This window comes from Caballeronia sp. LZ032, assembly GCF_031451315.1.
Classification (GTDB): domain Bacteria; phylum Pseudomonadota; class Gammaproteobacteria; order Burkholderiales; family Burkholderiaceae; genus Caballeronia.
This window is the reverse complement of the sequence record NZ_JARUXP010000001.1, coordinates 526,888-544,051: the sequence shown is the minus strand read 5'-3', so window position 1 is coordinate 544,051 and position 17,164 is coordinate 526,888. Positions and strand designations below refer to the sequence as shown.

Here is a 17,164-nt window from a genome sequence, read left to right as displayed (position 1 = left end):
GAGTCCATGGGTGGTTCTGAATTTGGCATCACGTTGTCCAAAATAAGAACTAAAACTTAAGAGCAGACAGCCGCGCAACCACAGTGCCCAAATCCACCGAAAAACTCGACCTCGCCACGCGCGCAGCCTGGCTCTACTACGTCGCCGGCAATACCCAGAACGAGATCGCCGAGAAATTGCAGATCTCGCGCCCGGTGGCGCAACGGCTCGTCGCGTTTGCCGTCGAGAAAAACCTGATCCGCGTGCGGGTCGATCATCGCATCGCCGATTGCCTGTCGCTGGCGCGCGCGCTCAGCGACCGCTACGGCCTCGCGATGTGCGAAGTCGTGCCCGTCGACGGCGACGCGCCCGAGCAGGTCGACCGCAAGCTCGCCGTCGCGGGCGCGCAAGTGATGGAGCGCTATCTGCTCGACGAGAAACCGCTGGTCGTGTCGATCGGCAGCGGGCGCACGTTGAAGGCCTGCGTCGCGCAGATCGGGCAGATCGAGCGGCCGCAGCATCGCTTCGTGTCGATGGTCGGCGCCATCGCGCAGGACGGTTCGTCGAACCGCTATGACGTGGCCCAGCAGCTCTCGGAGAAGACCGGCGGCAAGCACTTCATGCTGCCCGCGCCGCTCATGGCCGACAGCGAATCCGAGCGCGCCCAGTGGGTCAATCACCGGCTGTATCGCATCGTCGATGAACTCGCGCAAGGCGCGGACGTGGCCTTCGTCGGCATCGGCAACGTGGCCGTGAACTGTCCGCTGCATGAAGACGGCTTCATCACGCGCGCGGAAGTGGAGGAGATGATCGAGGCCGGCGCGGTGGCCGAATGGCTCGGGCTGCCGATCGACGCCGCCGGCAAGCGCGTGCAGTCGAGCACCGGCGCGCGCGTGACGAGCCTCAAGCTCGACTCGCCGCCGCGGCGTCCCACGATCGGCTTCGCGGGCGGCCAGCGCAAGCTCGATGCGTTGATCGCAGCGTTGCAGGGGCAATGGCTGTCGGGTCTCGTCACCGACGAACTCTGCGCGAAGGCCGCGCTGGAAGCGTAACGCCTCAGAAGTCGATCTCGGCCTCGACGTCCTGACCCACGTGCAGCGCCATGCCCTCGCCCGCGAGGACAATCGCGTTCTTGCCGAAGGTGAGCTTGCCGCCCATCTGCTCGCTGGCGCGGTAGGCGCTCATCGTGTCGAGCGGCTCGTGCGGCCACGCGGGGTCCGCCGCGCCCGTGTCCTGGTCGATGGTCGGCATCGGGCAACGCGAGCAGAGCTTGACGAGCTTCAGTTGCGCCTCGCCGATCCGCATCTCGCCGACGAAGTCTTCCTCATACGCATCGAGTCCGCCGACCACCAGGTTCGGCCTGAAGCGGTTCGCGGGAATCGCGGGCGCGCCCTTCGCGACGAGACGCGCGTTCAGATCATCGAGCGAGGCCTGGCTCATCACCAGCAGCGGAAAGCCGTCAGCGAAGCGCGTATGCGTGCTGAGCGGCGCGGTCCAGGTTTCATCGACGACGCGGCGCACCTGCGGCGCAAAGCGGGTCAGCCGCGCCGGCATGTCGAGGAACGTGCTGCACCATTGCGCCGTTTCCTCGCCGGTATCGAGCGCATCGAAGGTGTCGCGCCAGACGGTCGTGCGCAGCGGCTTCGGATCGACGAGCGCTTCGGCGCGCAAGGGCGTGCGCAGCGTCGGCATGCCGGGCGCGTCGAGCACGAGTGAATCGTCGGCGAAGGCTGTCCGGATCAGCGCCATGCGCGGATGCGCGCGCTGCGTGAGCATGGCGCCGGACGGCTCGGTGATCATCCAGTGGCGGTCGTATTCGAGACCGGTTTCGAGCAGCGTCGCGCGCTTCAGGGCGATGCCCGCGCAGGACTTGACCGGATAGACAAAGAGTTCATTCAGGACGGGCATGGCGATGTCGGTGGGAGCGCGCCGGCCGTCGGACGCGGCCGGTCGTACACGCGATTATCCTACGTCGGCTAAAAAAATACGGCGCCGTTCCTGCGAACGGCGCCGTCGTCATGCCCCTGTGCCGCGATGGTGCGACGCTTCAGGCGGCCGTCGCGTGCTCGCGCTGCCAGCCATCCACGACCTTGCGCGTGAACGCCTGCCCTTCCGCGTTGAACAGATGGCAGTGTTCCGGCGCGGCGCCGAGCTTGAGCTTCTCGCCGCGCGCATGCTTTTCTAGCGGCGGAATGCGCGAGATCAGCCCATCCGGCGCGACATCGGTTTCGGCGTAGAGATAGGCCGCGTCGCCGAGCGTCTCGACCGTCATCGCCGAAGCCGACACGCCGTAGTCGCCCGCTTCGGGCGAATTCGGCTGCAAGTGCTCGGGGCGGACGCCGACCGTCACGGTATCGCCCGGCTTGGCATTGCCCGGCAGCACGCCGGCCAGTTGCGTCTCGCCCGTCGCGTACTTGACCAGCACGCCGTCGTTCTGCACGGCGGCCACCGTGCCGGACATGAAGTTCATCTTCGGCGAGCCGATGAAGCCCGCGACAAAGCGGTTCGCCGGCGCGTGATACAGCGTGTTCGGCGTGCCCACCTGCTCGATGTTCCCCGCCGACAGCACGACGATCTTGTCGGCGAGCGTCATCGCCTCGACCTGATCGTGCGTCACGTAGATCATCGTCGTCTTGAGGTCGTCGTGCAGGCGCGCGAACTCGAGCCGCATCTTCACCCGCAGCGCGGCGTCCAGGTTCGACAGCGGTTCATCGAACAGGAACACCTTCGGCTTGCGCGTAATGGCGCGGCCAATCGCGACGCGCTGCCGCTGGCCGCCCGAGAGCGCCTTCGGCTTGCGGTCGAGCAGATGATCGATGTGCAGGATCTTCGCGGCGTTCTTCACGGCGGCGTCGATGGCGGGCTTCTTCTCGCCCGCCAGCTTGAGGCCGAACGCCATGTTGTCGTACAGCGTCATGTGCGGATAGAGCGCATACGACTGAAACACCATCGCGATGCCGCGCTTGGCGGGCGCGAGTTCGTTGACGCGCGTGTTGTCGATCATCAGCTCGCCGCCGCTGATGTCCTCCAGCCCGGCGATCATGCGCATCAGGGTGGACTTGCCGCAGCCCGACGGACCCACGAACACGACGAACTCGCCGTCGTTGATGTCGAGGTTGATGTTGCGCATCACCTCGGTTTCTTCATAACGCTTGCTGATGTTGCGCAGGGTCAGGCTAGCCATGATGTGTGTCTCCCATGTCGAACGACGCGTCTTGCAGCCAGTGCGCCACGAGCGCCGGCAAGCGCGTCATGTCGTCGAATACCACGTGTGCGCCCGCTTGCTGGAGCGCGCCAATCTGTCCTTCAGTCGCATGTCCGCCGCCGATGAAACCGAGCACCGGCATGCCCGCCGCGCGCGCCGCCGTCACGCCCGTCACGCTGTCCTCGACCACCAGGCAGCGCAGCGGATCGATGCGCATCGCGCGGGCCGCCGCGAGATACACGTCGGGCGCGGGCTTCGGGTTCTCGACCATGTCCGCGCAGAAGCGCCGCGCGCCGAAGAAGCGCACGAGGCCGGTGCGTTGCAGCACCGCATCGACATAGGTCGAAAAGCTGTTGCTCGCGCAGGCCTTCATGAACGGCACGGCCGCGAGCGCCTCGGCGATGCCCGGCACCGCGGGCGCCTGGATCGCCGCCGCCTCGACCGCGCGCCGGATCGTGACCACCTGATCGTGCGTCAGCGTGCGGCCGACCGTGTCGGCGGCGCTCGCGAGCACCGCCTCGATGCGCAGCCCGAGCAGCGGCATCACGACCGGTTCGACATCGACGCCCGGCCACAGCGCCTGCAGCTCGGTGACGAGCATGCGCGCGGCGACGGCCTCGCTGTCGATGAGTACGCCGTCGCAGTCGCAGATCAGCAGGCGATCGTCGAGATTGGCTTCGTTGGAGGGTGTGAGATTCACGAGCGCGCCCTCACTTCACCGCGCCAAACGTGAGACCGCGCACGAGTTGCTTCTGCGACAGCCAGCCGACGATCAGGATCGGCGCGACCGCCAGCAGCGAAGCCGCCGAGAGCTTGGCCCAGAACAGCCCTTCCGGACTCGAATACGACGCGATGAACACCGTGAGCGGCGCCGCGTTCGAGCTCGACAGGTTGATGCTCCAGAACGCCTCGTTCCACGACAGGATGATGAGCAGCAGGCCGGTCGAGGCCAGTCCGGGAAGCGACATCGGCATCAGCAGGAAGACGATTTCCTGCCAGGTCGACGCGCCGTCGATGCGACCCGCTTCGAGAATGTCCTTCGGCACTTCGTTGAAGTACGTGTAGGCCATCCAGACGGCGATCGGCAGGTTGATCAGCGTGTAGACGATGATGAGGCCGGACACCGTGTCCAGCAGGCCCGTGTTCTTCCACAGCAGGTAGATGGGCACGAGCACGCCGACCGACGGCATCATCTTGGTCGAGAGCATCCACAGCAGCACTTTCTGCGTCTTCCTGGTCGGGAAAAAGGCCATCGCGTAGGCGCAGGGCACGGCGAGCAGCAGGCAGATCACCGTGACGCCGACCGAGATCAGCACCGAATTCCACGCGAAGCCGAAGTAATTGCTGCGCGCGAACACTTCGCGGAAGCTGTCCAGCGTCGGCGTGAAGAACAGCGACGACGAATACGCCTGCTGCTCGGTCTTGAACGCCGTGATCGTCATCCAGAAGATCGGGAAGAACAGCAGGATCGACGCGATCCACGCCACGATGCCGGGCACGATGTTCTTCACATGCTCGAGCGCGGACGTGCGCGGCGCGCCGCTCATGGCTTGAGTGCGGACGGGTGTGCTCATGACTCGTACTCCCCCTTGAGGTTCTTCGCGAGCATTCTCACGAGGAAGAACGCAACGATGTTGGCGAGAATGACCGCGAGGATGCCGCCCGCCGAAGCCAGGCCGACGTCGAACTGCTGCAGGCCGAGTGCGTAGATCAGGTAGGACAGGTTGGTCGTCGCGGTGCCGGGGCCGCCGCCCGTGGTCGTGTAGATTTCCGCGAAGATCGACAGCAGGAAAATGGTTTCCATCATCACGACGACCGCAATCGCCCTTTTCAGGTGCGGCAGCGTGATGAAGAAGAACATGGCGAACGGACCCGCGCCGTCGATGCGCGCCGCTTCCTTCTGTTCCTGATCGAGCGACTGGATCGCCGTGAAGAGGATCAGGAACGCGAACGGCAGCCATTGCCACGAGACGATCACGATCACCGCGAAGAGCGGATATTCGGCGAACCAGTCGATCGGCTGCATGCCCAGCGAGCGCATCAGTCCCGCGATCAGGCCGTACACCGGATGCAGGATCATGTTCTTCCAGATGAGCGCCGAAACGGTCGGCATCACGAAGAACGGCGCGATCACCAGCAGCCGCGCAATGCCTTGCCCCCAGAACTTGCGGTCGAACAGCACCGCGAGCAGCACGCCGCCGACCACGGTGATGACGAGCGTCGAGATGATCAGCGTGAGCGTGTGGGCGATGGACGGGCCGAACGCCGGATCGGTGACCAGGAACTCGAAGTTGTCGAGACCGGCGAAGCCCTTGACGTCGGGATTCAGCAGGTTGTAGCGCGAGAACGAAAACCAGATCGTCATCGCGAGGGGGATCGCCATCCACAGGAACAGCAATCCGGTGGACGGCGAGATCAGCCAGCGCACCGACTTCGCGCGCCGCTTGTCGCGCTCGGCGGCGGACTCCTCCAGATGATGATCGGTGATGGGGGGATTCAGTTGACTCATCGTGTCACCTCTCGATGATTGACGCCGGCGGACCGCCCCGTGACGGGACGGTCCGTGTACCGCGATGGATGAAGCGCGTTACCGCATGCAGCGTGCTTCTCTTACTTCTGATACCCGGCCTGCTTCACCGCGCGATCGGCGGCGGCGTTGCCGGCCTTCAGCGCGGCATCGACGCTCGTCTGGCCCGCGACCACGCCTGCAATCGACTGGCCGACCACCGTGCCGAACGACTGGAACTCCGGAATGCCGACGAACTGGATGCCGGTGTAAGGCACCTTGTGCAGCGTGGCGTCGTTCGGATCGGCGGTTTCGATCGCCTTCAGCACGAAGTCGCCGAACGGCGCGGCCTGCTTGTACTCGGGCCGTGCGTAGGTGGACTTGCGCGTGCCCGGCGGCACCGAGGCCCAGCCTTCATCCTTGCCGACCATCTCGATGTATTCCTTCGACGTCGCCCATGCGGCGAACTTCTTGGCGGCGTCCTGCTGCTTCGAGGTCTTCGGAATGGCGAGCGACCACGACCACAGCCAGTGCGAACCCTTCGGCGTGACGGCCACCGGCGCCGCCGCGAAGCCGATCTTGTCCGACACCTGCGACTGCGCCTTGTTGTAGAGCATGCCGGCGGCGACCGTGGCGTCGATCCACATCGCGCACTTGCCCGACGACATCAGCGTGAGGTTCTCGTTGAAGCCGTTCGAGCTGGCTCCGGGAGGGCCGTCGTTCTTCAGCAGGTCCGCGTAGAAGCCGACCGCCTTCTTCCATTCCGGCGTGTCGAGCTGCGCCTGCCACTTCTCGTTGAACCACTCGCCGCCGTAGGTGTTCACCACCGTCGACACATACGCCATGTTCTCGCCCCAGCCCGCCTTGCCGCGCAGGCAGATGCCGTACTGGCCCTTCGACTTGTCGGTGAGCTTGTCGGCGAACTGCTTGATCTGGTCGTAGGTCGGCTGGTCCGGCATCTTGAGGCCGGCGGCCTGGAACAGGTCCTTGCGGTAGTACGTCATCGAGCTTTCGACGTAGAACGGCAGCGCGAACAGCGTGCCGTTGTAGGAGAGGCCGTCGCGGGCCGTCTTCACGACATCGTCGAGATCGTAGTTGGCGGGCAGGTTCGTCATCGGCGAGAGCCAGCCGCGCTTGCCCCACTGCGGCGCCTCGTATGTGCCGATGGTCACCACGTCGAACTGGCCGCTGTTGGTCGTGATGTCGGTCGTGGCGCGCTGGCGCAGCACGTTTTCCTCGAGGATCACCCAGTTCAGCTTGATGTCGGGATTGGCTTTCTCGAACGCCGGCGAGAGCTTCTTCAACTCGATGATGTCCGGATTGTTGAGCGTCGCGATCGTGATGGTCGCGGCATGCGCCGACAGCGGCACGAGCGCGGCGGCAGCCAGCGCCGCCGACAGCGCCCCGCTCGCGAACGGTGCGCGGCGCGCGCGCGGTTGGGTTCGAACGATGCGTTGAGTGCGTTTCATGAGGTTCGTCTCCTTTTTGTTGGCACGGACGCCGTGGAGGGTCCCGCTGCAATGACCGCGGGCGCCGTGGTTGCCGCTGACTGCTTTTGAGGGTGCGCGACCGGAATCGCGCGTTTGTCGTTGCGTTTTTTCGTTGCGTTTTTTCGTTGCGTTTTTTCGTTGCGTTTTTCGTTGCGTGTGCTATCGGGTGTGCAGTTGCGTGTGCCGCGCTTCGTGTCTGCTGTGACGCCGTTTCACTATAGACGGTGCTTCCTGTGCTTCAAGCCGCATGCAGCGCGCCGCGCCGCGTCAACTCATCCAGTTGCCGCCATCGACGTTGAGCGTCTGCGCCGTGATGTAGTCCGCATCCGCCGAGGCCAGGAACAGCGCCGCGCCCGTCAGGTCGGCGGGCAGGCCCATGCGCCCGAGCGGCACTTCTTCGCCGACGAGCCGCTTCTTCTCGCCGATCGGCCGGTTCTCGTAGCGCGCGAACAGCGCGTCGACGTCCTTCCACATCGGGGTATCGACGACGCCCGGCGCGATGCCGTTCACGTTGATGCGCTCTTTTGCGAGCGCGAGCGCCGCCGATTGCGTATAGCTGATCACCGCCGCCTTGGTCGCGCAGTAATGCGACACGAGCGCCTCGCCGCGCCGTCCGGCCTGCGATGACATGTTGATGATCTTGCCGCCCCGGCCCTGTTCGACCATGCGCTGGGCGACGGCCTGCATCAGGAAGAACATGCCCTTGACGTTGACCGCGAAGAGGCGGTCGTAGATGTCCCAGGATTCGTCGAGCAGCGGGCGCATGTCGAACAGCGCCGCGTTGTTGAAGAGAATGTCGATGCCGCCGAAGCGCTCCACCGTGCGCCCGACGATCTGCGCGATGTCCTCGCGGCGCGTGACGTCGGCCTTGAGCGCGAGCACGCGCGTGGCGTCTTCCGTGAAGCGCCGGGCGAGTTCGCTCTCGTCCCGCACGTCGACGACGACAACCCGTGCGCCTTCTTCCAGATAGCGCTGCGCGACCGCCTCGCCGATGCCACCGCCGGCGCCTGTGATGATCGCGACCTTGTCTCTCAGTTTCACCGATGTCTCCGATTTCTTCCGCTTCACTCACGCGGGTGAGCGAACGCTCCACGAGTGAGCAATTGCTCTTAGTTTGATCGAATGATCGGCGCTGCGCGGGATCGTGTCAAGGCATCCGGCACAGGTTTCGATGCTGCGACGCGCAATCAGCCGGTTTGCTCGGGGAAACCCCATCTGGCATGGCGCGAAACGAGCAACGCACGTTCCCGTACGAGCATTTTTCGCTTGCTTGTGCGGGACGGTTCGGTTCAGCCGTTTGTTGATTTGTGACTCTTGAATGCTTCCAAAACAAGATTGATGTCGCTTAGGCTGGTTTGCTTGGATTTGGCCTTAACTCGAACCGACAGCTTAGCTTCCTGTTGGCAGTCATTTGCCAAGACAAGGCAAATGATCTCTTTGATCCGTTAATCAACAGCAGCAACTTCAATCATACGACAATGACATTATCCAGCAGCATGAAACGAAATATCGGATTAGTGTGCACGACACTCCCATTGGCGCTCCATTCCGTTTTAACTTCCGCATCTTGCGTTCAGGCAACCGACAGTTCATGGAGCATCAACGCGAGTGAAGCAACCGATCCCGGAAGGCGGCTGGTCTGGAAGCGTTGCGCCGTGGGGATGGAATGGGACCAGCGCAGCGGACGTTGCACGGGAGATCCGTTGGGCCTGAGTCATGACGAAGCGAAAAAGGCCGCGAAACGAACCGGACCCGGCTGGCGCCTGCCGACAGCCGAAGAACTGGGCAGTCTGAGACGCAGGACCTGCAGCGGTCCGAAGATCGACGCCAAGGTGTTCCCCGCCGTCGCCGCCTCGGATTTCGGCGAGGGCGCGAATTTCTGGAGCGCCACCGCCGCGGAGATTCCGGGCACGCTCTATTACGTCAATTTCACCGATGGCGCCTACGACTTTCACAGCGCTGGTTTCTCGCTATCGGTTTTCCTCGTCAAGAACTTATAGCTGACCATTTGCAGTCGTTAGCTCGGTCGAATGCATTAGTAGCAGTCAAATCCTGACATACCTTCGTTAAGGCTAATTAACTGCTATTTCCAGCAGTGAATTTGTTTGTCTGAAAACAAAACTTTACGAACACTTAGCGAGAAATCAGGATTGCCTCGTGATTTAATTTTTACGGACAAGGTGCTTGCCCCGTCATTTTCGGCGCAGCAGTTTTTCATCGATGTTCAAACAATCGCGGCGGACATCACGCCCCCCCTTTTCTTGGCGACCGTTCATGACCTTCTCATTCATCGCGGTACCTCATTCAGGACGCAAGCCTTCACCTTCTCTCGCGAATCTGCAGAGCGAAGGCGAATGCTTCGAAATTGCAGGCTGGCAACTCTGGCTGAAGACCTGGCGCGCCGAATCGTTTGCGGCGCTCTCGCATGTGGAACGCCACCAGACGCATGTGCTGATCGGAAGCGTCACGAACATCGACGAACTGCGCGTGCTCGCCGCCACGATTACCGCGGAGGCGCTCACCGCGAACGACGCCGCGGTCCTGCACACCCTGCACCAGGTGTACGGAGACGCCGTCTTCGCCATGGTCGAAGGGCCGTACACGTTCCTGACCTTCGGCTCGCGCGGAACGCTGGCGGTGAAAACCGACGCCCACGGCCTGCAACCGGTGCATGCGGTGAGCGGGCGCAGCGCGTTCTGGCTGACCTCGGAACTGAAGAACGTCGCGCGTTGCCGGCGCGATGAACTGGACTTCCTCCCCGAGGATGACGTGCTCGCCCATGACAACCGGGCAGACACCTTCCTGCCGCTGCGCAACGGCGCACGCCTGCGGCCGGGCTCGGCGTATTCGTTCGGGTCCGATGGCCGCGAACATCCCGTCATGCATTCCGTCAGCTATCTGGGCCATCGGCTGGCCGCGCCGCAGCGCTTGCGCCGCGAGCACGCCCGCGAACTGACCTGTTCGCTGCTGTCCGACTCCATCCGGTCGCTGTCGCGCTGTTCCGGGCCGCTGTCCATTCCGCTGTCCGGCGGGCTCGATTCGAGCATGGTCACGGCCATCGCGGCACGCCACCGGGACGACGTCCGAACCCTGGCGATCGGCACCGGGACAAGCAACGAATTTCCGTTTGCCCGCACCGTCTCGCGCCACGTCCGGACCACGCACAGCGAACAAACCTTCACGGACCAGGAAATCCTGCGCGGCGCGCACGAGGCCATCTACTACAACGAGATCTTCGACGGCCTTTCCGCCGAGATCCAGGCCAGCCTGCTGTGCCTCTATCGAACGCTTGAGGGCATCGGCGGACGCGTCATCACCGGCTATGGCTCCGACCTGCTGTTCGGCGGCGTTCTGAAGCCAGGCAGCGCGCCGGCCGACGTGAACCCCGAACTCTGGCGGCAGATCTATCGCACGCGCTGGACCGGCGAGTTCTCGCCGTTCGGGGCGAATCGCTACGGACTGGACGTGCATCACCCGTTCTGGACGCCGCGGCTTGTCGCGTTCGCACTGAACCTCGCGCCCGACATGAAGGTGGCCACCGATGAAGTCAAGGTGATGTTGCGCGAGTGCGCCGCGGAGCACGCGCTGCTGCCGGACGAGATCGTGTGGCGCAAGAAGATCGGCATTCATGAGGGCTCGTCGGTCAATCAGATCTACGCGTCCCATATCGGCGTCGAGACCGGCGACTACGTCGGCAAGACCCGCTACACCTATCGCCGTTATCGCGCGTTGCTCAGCGGAGAAGACGCGCTTTGAGGCATGCGCCGTGACGCGAGTCACTTCAAGGAAGCTCAAGGAACCGCAAGGAAGCGAAGGAGGACAGGCATGGCAGCAGTTTCCGAAGCAGACGAAGGCAGCATCCGCGTCATCACGTTGCGGCACGCCAATCGCAACAACCCGTTCAGCGCGGAACTCGAAGACAGCGTCAAGGCCGCGCTCGCCCGCGCCGACCGCGACCCGAAGGTCGGCGCGGTCGTCGTGACCGGCGGCCAGGACCGCTCGTTCAGCGCCGGCGGCGACTTCAACGAAGTGCGCCTGCTCAAGGGCGGCACGGATGTCGACGACTGGATCGATCGCGTCACAGAGCTGTACCTCAGCGTGCTGAACGTAGAGAAGCCCACGGTAGCGGCCATCGACGGCTACGCCATCGGCATGGGCTTCCAGTTCGCGCTGATGTTCGACTGGCGTCAGGCCGCGACCACGGCGGAGTTCCGCATGCCCGAACTGCGTCATGGCATCGGCTGCTCGATGGGCGTCGCCATTCTGCGGCATGCCATCGGCCATGCGGCCATGCAGGACATCGTCTTCGCCTGCGAGCCGATTTCCGCCGAACACGCCGTGGACTACCGGATCGTCAACCGCCTCTCGCGGCCCGATGCGCTGCTGCGTGATGCCATCGCCCGCGCGGAAACGCTCGCGAGCTACCCGCAAGTGCCGTATCGCGCGACCAAGGCCACCATCGTCGCCGGCATGCGGGCGGTGCTGGAGCAATCGGCCGAATCGTCCCGGCGCGTGCATCGCGCCGCCTTCGCCGCGCGCAGTCCTCACGCGCACTTTGCCCGCGTACTGGGCGACGAACACGTCGAGGCCGCCAAACGATGAGCCACGCGATGAAACCCGGCGCCTTCCTGTCGCGTCCGCTGGATGCCCGCTCACCCGTTCCGCAAGGCTTCGCGACCTTCGTCGCGAGCGCCGGCATCCGGAATCACGCGCGCGACATCGCCGTGGTGCATGCCGATGCGCCGTGCGCCGTGGCCGGCGTCTATACGCGCAGTCACTTTGCCGGCGCGGCCGTGCGGGCGTCCCGCACGCAACTGGCGAAGGGCAGCGCCCGCGCGTTGCTGGTCATCTCCAAGAACGCGAACGTCGCGACCGGCGTCCAGGGCGAGGCGGATCTCGATGTCTTGCTGGAGACGCTGTCGCAGCAGCTTTCCATCTCGCGCGATGACATCCAGACGGCGGCGACCGGCGTGATCGGCAAGCGGCTGCCCGTCGGGCGCATCGCCGCCTGTCTCGCGCAGACGCGGGAACGCCTGTCGCGGCCACCCGACTTCCTGTCCTTCGCCGAAGCGATCATGACCACCGACACCACGCGCAAGGCCGTCGCGATGCGCGTGGGCAAGAGCGTGCTGGTGGGCATCGCGAAGGGTGTCGGCATGATCGAGCCGGACATGGCCACGCTGCTCGTCTACTTCTTCACCGACGCGCGCATCCCCCAGCCCGCCCTCCAGTCGATGCTGACCCAGGTGGCGGACCGCACGTTCAACTGCATCACGATCGACTCCGACACCTCGACGAGCGACAGTTGCGTCGCGTTTTCGAGCGGGCTTGCCGGACCCGTCGAAACGAACGCTTTCGCCGACGCGCTGCTGGACGTCGCCTCGCACCTGGCCATGCTCGTGCTGCGCGACGGCGAAGGTGTCACCAAGGTATTCACCACGATCGTCGAGCATGCCGAGTCGGATGCCGTCGCGCGCGCCGTCGCGAAATCCATCGCCAATTCGCCGCTCGTCAAGACGGCCATCCACGGCGCGGACCCGAACTGGGGCCGCGTCGCGATGGCCATCGGCAAGTGCGACCGGAAGTACCAGATTGATCCGCAGCGCACCCGCATATCGATCTGCGGCACGTGCGTGTATCCCGCCGTCATCGACGAAGCCACGCTCTCGGCGTTGCGCGAGACGATGGCGGCGGCAGAGCACATCGATATCCGCGTCGACCTCGCGGCCGGACACGGCCGCGCCGAGGCATGGGGCTGCGACCTGTCGCCGGCCTATGTCGCACTGAACAGCCACTACACCACCTAGTGCGTCAAGACATCCCGTTGTTTGTCATCAGCATGGAGCATTGAATGGATACACGCGTACGGCTTTACGAAAGGGAATCGGTGCTGGCGTCCGGTTTCGGAGCGATCCTCAACCGCGAGGCGTTCCTTGCGGCCGACCCGGAAGACATCAAGTCGATCCTGATGGAGAAGGGCTTCGTGCTCGTCCGCGATCTCGACTTCGAACGACAGGACTTCCTGAACCTGTATGCGCGTTACGGCAACATCGTCGCGTATGTGAACGAGCGGGAAAAGGTCGGCTATGGCTATCGGGACACGCTGGAACTCGACGGCGATCAACGCAAGATCGTCACCGGCCGCGGTCAACTGCCGTTTCATGCGGACGGCGGCCTGCTGCTGAGTCAGGTCGACCTCGTGTTCCTGTACGGCGCGCGCATCGAGAACATGCGGTTTCGCGGCGCCACACTGGTCACGGATCACGTCCTCGCGTGCGAGGAACTGCCGCTCCATTTGCGCAACGTGCTGGAGGAGGAAACGTTTGAAGTGCGGGTGACCGAGCGCGGCTATTACGTCGACGTCTCGCCCGAGGGCTGGTTCAAGGTGCCGGTCTTCACGGATCTCGGCTGGGTCAGGAAGATGCTGCTCTACTTCCCGTTCGACGAGGGACAGCCCGCCAGCTGGGAACCGCGCATCGTCGGCTTCACCCCTCACGAGACGAAGAGGTTCTTCACCGAGCTTTCGCAATTCTTCAAAAACCCGCGCTACACCTATACGCATTTCTGGCGCCGCGGCGACCTGCTCATTACCGACAATCGCCGCAGCATTCATGAGCGCGAGGAATTCAACGACCCCGCCATCGAACGCGTGCTCTGGCGCGGACAGACAGCGGAGACAGGTGCATCCGGCCCGGTGCGCGATATCGGTCTGGGCTGATTTGCACGCTTCTCAGCGTGACTTTTGCCGCACTTCGCGCCATGCCCCGGCCCATCGATGATCGGCCGGCGCGTGGCGCTTTCTGGCTCACCTGTTCAGAGGACGCATGGAAACACTTGGCACAATCGACATGACGCAGCGCCTGGTTCCGCTGGATGACTCGCGTTCGGGCATCGTGCAGTTGACGCTGCACGGCGCGACACCGGCCAATGTTCTCGATACGGCGGTGCGGCGGCGCATCGTCGCGACGCTGGAAGCGGCGGCCACGGACCCGGAGATAGCCGCATTAATTCTGTCAGGTCCGACGGGCGGCGCATTTTGCGGCGGCGGCGATGGGCAGGAAGTGTCGAACCTGAACAGCGAGTCGGACGTCGATGCCTGGCTCGACAGCATCATGGCGCTGTATCACGCCGTCCTGAGGTTTCCGAAGCCGGTGATCGCCGCCATCGACGGTCAGGTGAAAGGACAAGGCCTGCAACTCGCGCTGCTGTGCGACATCCGCATCGCGGCTTACGGCGCGCGCTTTTCCGAGCCAGAACTCGCGCAGGGCGTGAGTTGTGCTGTCGGCGCGGCGATGTTGCGGCACTTCGTGCCCCATGGCGTGGTGTCGGAAATGGTCTATGGCTGCAAGGAGTTTGGCGCCATCACCGCGCTCGAACACAGTCTGGTCAACTTCGCGGTGCGCGAACACGAACTGATGCCCATGGCCCTGCATTGGGCTCGCCGGCTGGCGGATCATGCACCGGCCGCGTTCGCGCACACCAAGGGCATCATCGCGCACACCCTGCTGCAGGCGCTGACTGCTTGCCTGCCCGCTGCCCGCGCGACCCATCGGCAACTGCTGGTGCGTCCATGCGCATGACACTGCACGCGATCCTGTGCGGCCTGTGTCTCCTCGCGACAGCGACCGCGAACGCGGCGCTTTCGCAGGCAGCGGCTCCCTGCGCATCGGAAGGCAAGTTCCTGCGCTCCGTCGCGACTTGGCCGGACGTCAGAAGCGCCATCGATGCACGCCTTCCGTATGAATCGAACGCGTCGCAGGCATCGCCGACGCCCTCGCCATTCATGGAAAGCACCCGGGCGCTGCTGAGCGAATCCAGCCAGGGCGAAGTGCAGGACGCTTTTCGCTCACTCTCGCAGCTTGCGCGGGACGGTGATCCGGAGGCGGCGTTGCTCGTCGGCTTCATGCATGCCCAGGGCATGGGCACGCCCACCAACTACTGCGCCGCCCAGGCGTGGTTCTGCCGGGCGGGCGACGGCGGTATCGAGGAAATCAAGCACGCGATGCGAAACCGCTGCCCCGAATCTCAATGACGTTTTTCCACTACCGCGCCGAGCGATGTCCGCTCGCCCCACTTGCCTGACCAGAACATGAAATCGCTGTTATCGAGTTTCGGTGCCATCGCCGTCGGTGTCTTCCTGAGCCTTTCGTCGCCGCTGCATGCAACGGCGCCCGGCCGCTGGATCGAATCCTCCAATCCACCCTACGTGGCGCGTGTCTCAGATGGCACGCTGCTGTCGATCCAGCTTCAGCCCATGCGCCTGAAGCTCGACATGAACGCGCACAACTCGGTCCGATCCGAAACCGACGACTTCAAGCCCGCCCGCTATTCGTTCCCGCGCGCACACGTTCCGCAAGCCGTGCTGCATCGCCTGACGGACATCTATCGCTACGAGCGCCGCAGGGACGTCCCGATCGTCTCCTCCGGCGGCAACTGGGTCATTGCCGAATACTTCCCCGCTCGTTCGCACATTCCGGTCGCGCGCTTCCAGTTGCTGGGCGGGCGCGTGCAGCGTCAGGAACGGCTTGATTCAACCGGCCGCACGACGCAGATCGTCGTCATCGGCTGGGCGCGTGTTGCCGCGTCCGCCGACGAGGAAGCCAGCGATCTCACCGCGCTCGGCGAGCGTCCCGCGTGGATCCGGGTCTTCCGTGTGTCGCCCTCCGGAGCGAAAACCCTGGTGGCGGTCGCCAGGCGCAAGCGCAGTTTCACCGCACCGCCCGACCCCGACCACGTCCCGCAAGACGACGATCTGACGTTCGGCTCGCCGAAGGGCATGCCCGAATGGCGTTCGATGGCCGAGTTCGTCGCCGCCCAGGAAATCGACCTCGACGCCGCCACCCTGTCCGGGAAGTCCGGCACGGCGCAGCGCGCGGGTTCGCGCGTCTGACGCATGTCTCATAAGAACGCCATGCGCGCGTCCGGATCGAGACTTCGCTGGCTGGCCGCCGCGCTCGTCCTGCTGGGCGCGGACGCCCGCAGTGCGGACGACGCCGCGCAAGCTCACTACTACATCGGACGCCAGGGCGACGCGTTCGAATACGCCCGGATGTCCGCCGGCGAAGGCGCGGCCGAACGTCGCGTGCTCGTCTGGTATCTGGGCAACCGGACCGGCAGGACGCCGTCGGTCCGCTATCAGGACGGCGCGAGCGGCGGAACCCTGACCTGCTATGACGATTGCCAGTTCGTTCGCGGCGTGACGACCGTCGCGGGAAAAGTCGTGCATGTGGGACGCATCCGCGTGACGAACGACCCGCTCATCTACGCCATCATGCACGACGCACTCGCCGGGCATCTGTCGAAACGTTGACGGCGGAGGGCCGCGGAGCACGGTCGCTCTTGACCCCGCGTGCATCTTCCGTTGATACGTTATATCATCGCCGGATTGCATTGCGAGCGGCTGGTCCGCTCCGCATTCACCCCTTGCCTGGCTCACGCTCCGCGTGGCCCGAATGTCATGACTGATTCCGTCGAAACCAAGCTCGCGCGCGCCGAGGTGCTGGCCACCGAGCGCGGCGTCGCGCTGACGCCGCTGCGCCGCCACGTGTACGAACTCGTCCTTCAGGCGCACAAGCCGATCGGCGCCTACGATCTCATCGACGCCATGCAGCCCCAGCGCGGCTCGCGCGTGCCGCCCACGACCGTGTACCGGGCGCTTGAATTCCTGGTCGAGAACGGTTTCGTGCATCGCATCGAATCGAAGAACGCGTTTGTCGCCTGCTGCGATGCGGGCAAGCCGCACGAAAGCCAGTTTCTGATCTGCGACGAATGCGGCGCGACGCTCGAAATCCAGGGCCGCGAACTCGCGTCGTCGCTGTCGGCGAGTCCGCCCGCGCATGGCTTCAAGGTGCATCACCAGGTCGTCGAACTGAGCGGCCTGTGCGCCGACTGCCAGAAGAAACATCGGGCGCAGCATCGCCCGCAAGGCGCCTGAAGCGCCCGCCAGCAACGACACCCATCCCGGCTCTGACCGCCACCACACGA

At 64.5% G+C, this 17,164-nt stretch carries 18 protein-coding genes; 11 read left to right on the top strand and 7 right to left on the bottom strand.

The annotated features are described in order from the left end of the window. The first annotated feature begins 83 nt into the window (after nt 1-83). Nucleotides 84-1,031, top strand: coding sequence for a sugar-binding transcriptional regulator (locus QCE69_RS02530; protein ID WP_309807407.1), 948 nt, complete (start codon nt 84-86; stop codon nt 1,029-1,031). Nucleotides 1,032-1,035: 4 nt separating this feature from the next. Here QCE69_RS02530 and QCE69_RS02525 read toward each other — a convergent pair whose 3' ends face one another. The 7 genes from QCE69_RS02525 to QCE69_RS02495 form a co-directional block, all read right to left on the bottom strand. Further along, entirely contained in the window at nt 1,036-1,887 is an 852-nt protein-coding gene (locus QCE69_RS02525; protein ID WP_309929309.1) for an MOSC N-terminal beta barrel domain-containing protein, read from the bottom strand. A 139-nt stretch (nt 1,888-2,026) separates the two neighbouring features. Further along, nucleotides 2,027-3,163 (bottom strand): sn-glycerol-3-phosphate ABC transporter ATP-binding protein UgpC, encoded by a 1,137-nt coding sequence (locus QCE69_RS02520; RefSeq protein ID WP_309929307.1) that lies wholly within the window; start codon nt 3,161-3,163, stop codon nt 2,027-2,029. Further along, nucleotides 3,156-3,884 carry an HAD-IA family hydrolase gene (locus QCE69_RS02515; RefSeq protein ID WP_309929305.1) on the bottom strand — a complete coding sequence of 243 codons (729 nt, stop codon included), beginning with the start codon at nt 3,882-3,884 and terminating at the stop codon, nt 3,156-3,158. Before QCE69_RS02515 ends, QCE69_RS02520 begins: the two co-directional genes overlap by 8 nt. A gap of 10 nt (nt 3,885-3,894) precedes the next feature. Continuing rightward, a complete protein-coding gene (locus tag QCE69_RS02510) occupies nt 3,895-4,758 on the bottom strand; it encodes a carbohydrate ABC transporter permease (RefSeq protein WP_404987219.1) in 864 nt (287 codons plus the stop codon). Then, nucleotides 4,755-5,693: a sugar ABC transporter permease gene (locus tag QCE69_RS02505; RefSeq protein WP_309807402.1), complete on the bottom strand. Its 939-nt coding sequence runs from the start codon at nt 5,691-5,693 to the stop codon at nt 4,755-4,757. Before QCE69_RS02505 ends, QCE69_RS02510 begins: the two co-directional genes overlap by 4 nt. A gap of 101 nt (nt 5,694-5,794) precedes the next feature. Beyond that, complete coding sequence (locus QCE69_RS02500; protein WP_309914099.1) at nt 5,795-7,159, bottom strand: sugar ABC transporter substrate-binding protein; 1,365 nt, start codon at nt 7,157-7,159, stop codon at nt 5,795-5,797. A 288-nt stretch (nt 7,160-7,447) separates the two neighbouring features. Further along, nucleotides 7,448-8,221, bottom strand: a complete 774-nt coding sequence (locus QCE69_RS02495; protein WP_309929302.1) for an L-iditol 2-dehydrogenase — start codon at nt 8,219-8,221, stop codon at nt 7,448-7,450. A 455-nt stretch (nt 8,222-8,676) separates the two neighbouring features. Here QCE69_RS02495 and QCE69_RS02490 point away from each other — a divergent pair, with 455 nt between their 5' ends. The 10 genes from QCE69_RS02490 to QCE69_RS02445 all read left to right on the top strand — a co-directional run bounded on the left by QCE69_RS02490 (nt 8,677) and on the right by QCE69_RS02445 (nt 17,114). Further along, nucleotides 8,677-9,180 carry a DUF1566 domain-containing protein gene (locus tag QCE69_RS02490; RefSeq protein ID WP_309929300.1) on the top strand — a complete coding sequence of 168 codons (504 nt, stop codon included), beginning with the start codon at nt 8,677-8,679 and terminating at the stop codon, nt 9,178-9,180. A 274-nt stretch (nt 9,181-9,454) separates the two neighbouring features. Continuing rightward, nucleotides 9,455-10,936 carry an asparagine synthetase B family protein gene (locus QCE69_RS02485; protein WP_309929297.1) on the top strand — a complete coding sequence of 494 codons (1,482 nt, stop codon included), beginning with the start codon at nt 9,455-9,457 and terminating at the stop codon, nt 10,934-10,936. 69 nt (nt 10,937-11,005) lie between these two features. Then, nucleotides 11,006-11,782 (top strand): enoyl-CoA hydratase/isomerase family protein, encoded by a 777-nt coding sequence (locus tag QCE69_RS02480; protein ID WP_309929294.1) that lies wholly within the window; start codon nt 11,006-11,008, stop codon nt 11,780-11,782. 8 nt (nt 11,783-11,790) lie between these two features. Beyond that, nucleotides 11,791-12,987: a bifunctional glutamate N-acetyltransferase/amino-acid acetyltransferase ArgJ gene (argJ, locus tag QCE69_RS02475; protein WP_309929292.1), complete on the top strand. Its 1,197-nt coding sequence runs from the start codon at nt 11,791-11,793 to the stop codon at nt 12,985-12,987. 44 nt (nt 12,988-13,031) lie between these two features. Beyond that, a complete protein-coding gene (locus QCE69_RS02470) occupies nt 13,032-13,898 on the top strand; it encodes a TauD/TfdA family dioxygenase (RefSeq protein ID WP_309914081.1) in 867 nt (288 codons plus the stop codon). Between the two features lie 106 nt (nt 13,899-14,004). Then, entirely contained in the window at nt 14,005-14,760 is a 756-nt protein-coding gene (locus tag QCE69_RS02465) for an enoyl-CoA hydratase/isomerase family protein (RefSeq protein WP_309929289.1), read from the top strand. Next, entirely contained in the window at nt 14,751-15,212 is a 462-nt protein-coding gene (locus tag QCE69_RS02460) for a hypothetical protein (RefSeq protein WP_309929286.1), read from the top strand. The genes QCE69_RS02465 and QCE69_RS02460 overlap by 10 nt, the downstream gene beginning before the upstream one ends. Before the next feature lie 57 nt (nt 15,213-15,269). Continuing rightward, entirely contained in the window at nt 15,270-16,070 is an 801-nt protein-coding gene (locus tag QCE69_RS02455) for a hypothetical protein (RefSeq protein ID WP_309929284.1), read from the top strand. 3 nt (nt 16,071-16,073) lie between these two features. Beyond that, nucleotides 16,074-16,490: a hypothetical protein gene (locus QCE69_RS02450; protein ID WP_309929283.1), complete on the top strand. Its 417-nt coding sequence runs from the start codon at nt 16,074-16,076 to the stop codon at nt 16,488-16,490. Nucleotides 16,491-16,637: 147 nt separating this feature from the next. Continuing rightward, nucleotides 16,638-17,114, top strand: coding sequence for a Fur family transcriptional regulator (locus QCE69_RS02445; protein ID WP_309914068.1), 477 nt, complete (start codon nt 16,638-16,640; stop codon nt 17,112-17,114). The last annotated feature ends 50 nt before the right edge of the window (nt 17,115-17,164 follow it).

Coding starts and splice junctions, on each gene's coding strand:
- QCE69_RS02455 (WP_309929284.1), top strand. CDS start 15,270: ATGAAATCGCTGTTATCGAGTTTCGGTGCCATCGCCGTCGGTGTCTTC.
- QCE69_RS02470 (WP_309914081.1), top strand. CDS start 13,032: ATGGATACACGCGTACGGCTTTACGAAAGGGAATCGGTGCTGGCGTCC.
- QCE69_RS02505 (WP_309807402.1), bottom strand. CDS start 5,693: ATGAGTCAACTGAATCCCCCCATCACCGATCATCATCTGGAGGAGTCC.
- QCE69_RS02465 (WP_309929289.1), top strand. CDS start 14,005: ATGGAAACACTTGGCACAATCGACATGACGCAGCGCCTGGTTCCGCTG.
- QCE69_RS02500 (WP_309914099.1), bottom strand. CDS start 7,159: ATGAAACGCACTCAACGCATCGTTCGAACCCAACCGCGCGCGCGCCGC.
- QCE69_RS02510 (WP_404987219.1), bottom strand. CDS start 4,758: ATGAGCACACCCGTCCGCACTCAAGCCATGAGCGGCGCGCCGCGCACG.
- QCE69_RS02480 (WP_309929294.1), top strand. CDS start 11,006: ATGGCAGCAGTTTCCGAAGCAGACGAAGGCAGCATCCGCGTCATCACG.
- QCE69_RS02445 (WP_309914068.1), top strand. CDS start 16,638: ATGACTGATTCCGTCGAAACCAAGCTCGCGCGCGCCGAGGTGCTGGCC.
- QCE69_RS02525 (WP_309929309.1), bottom strand. CDS start 1,887: ATGCCCGTCCTGAATGAACTCTTTGTCTATCCGGTCAAGTCCTGCGCG.
- QCE69_RS02490 (WP_309929300.1), top strand. CDS start 8,677: ATGAAACGAAATATCGGATTAGTGTGCACGACACTCCCATTGGCGCTC.
- QCE69_RS02520 (WP_309929307.1), bottom strand. CDS start 3,163: ATGGCTAGCCTGACCCTGCGCAACATCAGCAAGCGTTATGAAGAAACC.
- argJ (WP_309929292.1), top strand. CDS start 11,791: ATGAAACCCGGCGCCTTCCTGTCGCGTCCGCTGGATGCCCGCTCACCC.
- QCE69_RS02450 (WP_309929283.1), top strand. CDS start 16,074: ATGTCTCATAAGAACGCCATGCGCGCGTCCGGATCGAGACTTCGCTGG.
- QCE69_RS02460 (WP_309929286.1), top strand. CDS start 14,751: ATGCGCATGACACTGCACGCGATCCTGTGCGGCCTGTGTCTCCTCGCG.
- QCE69_RS02485 (WP_309929297.1), top strand. CDS start 9,455: ATGACCTTCTCATTCATCGCGGTACCTCATTCAGGACGCAAGCCTTCA.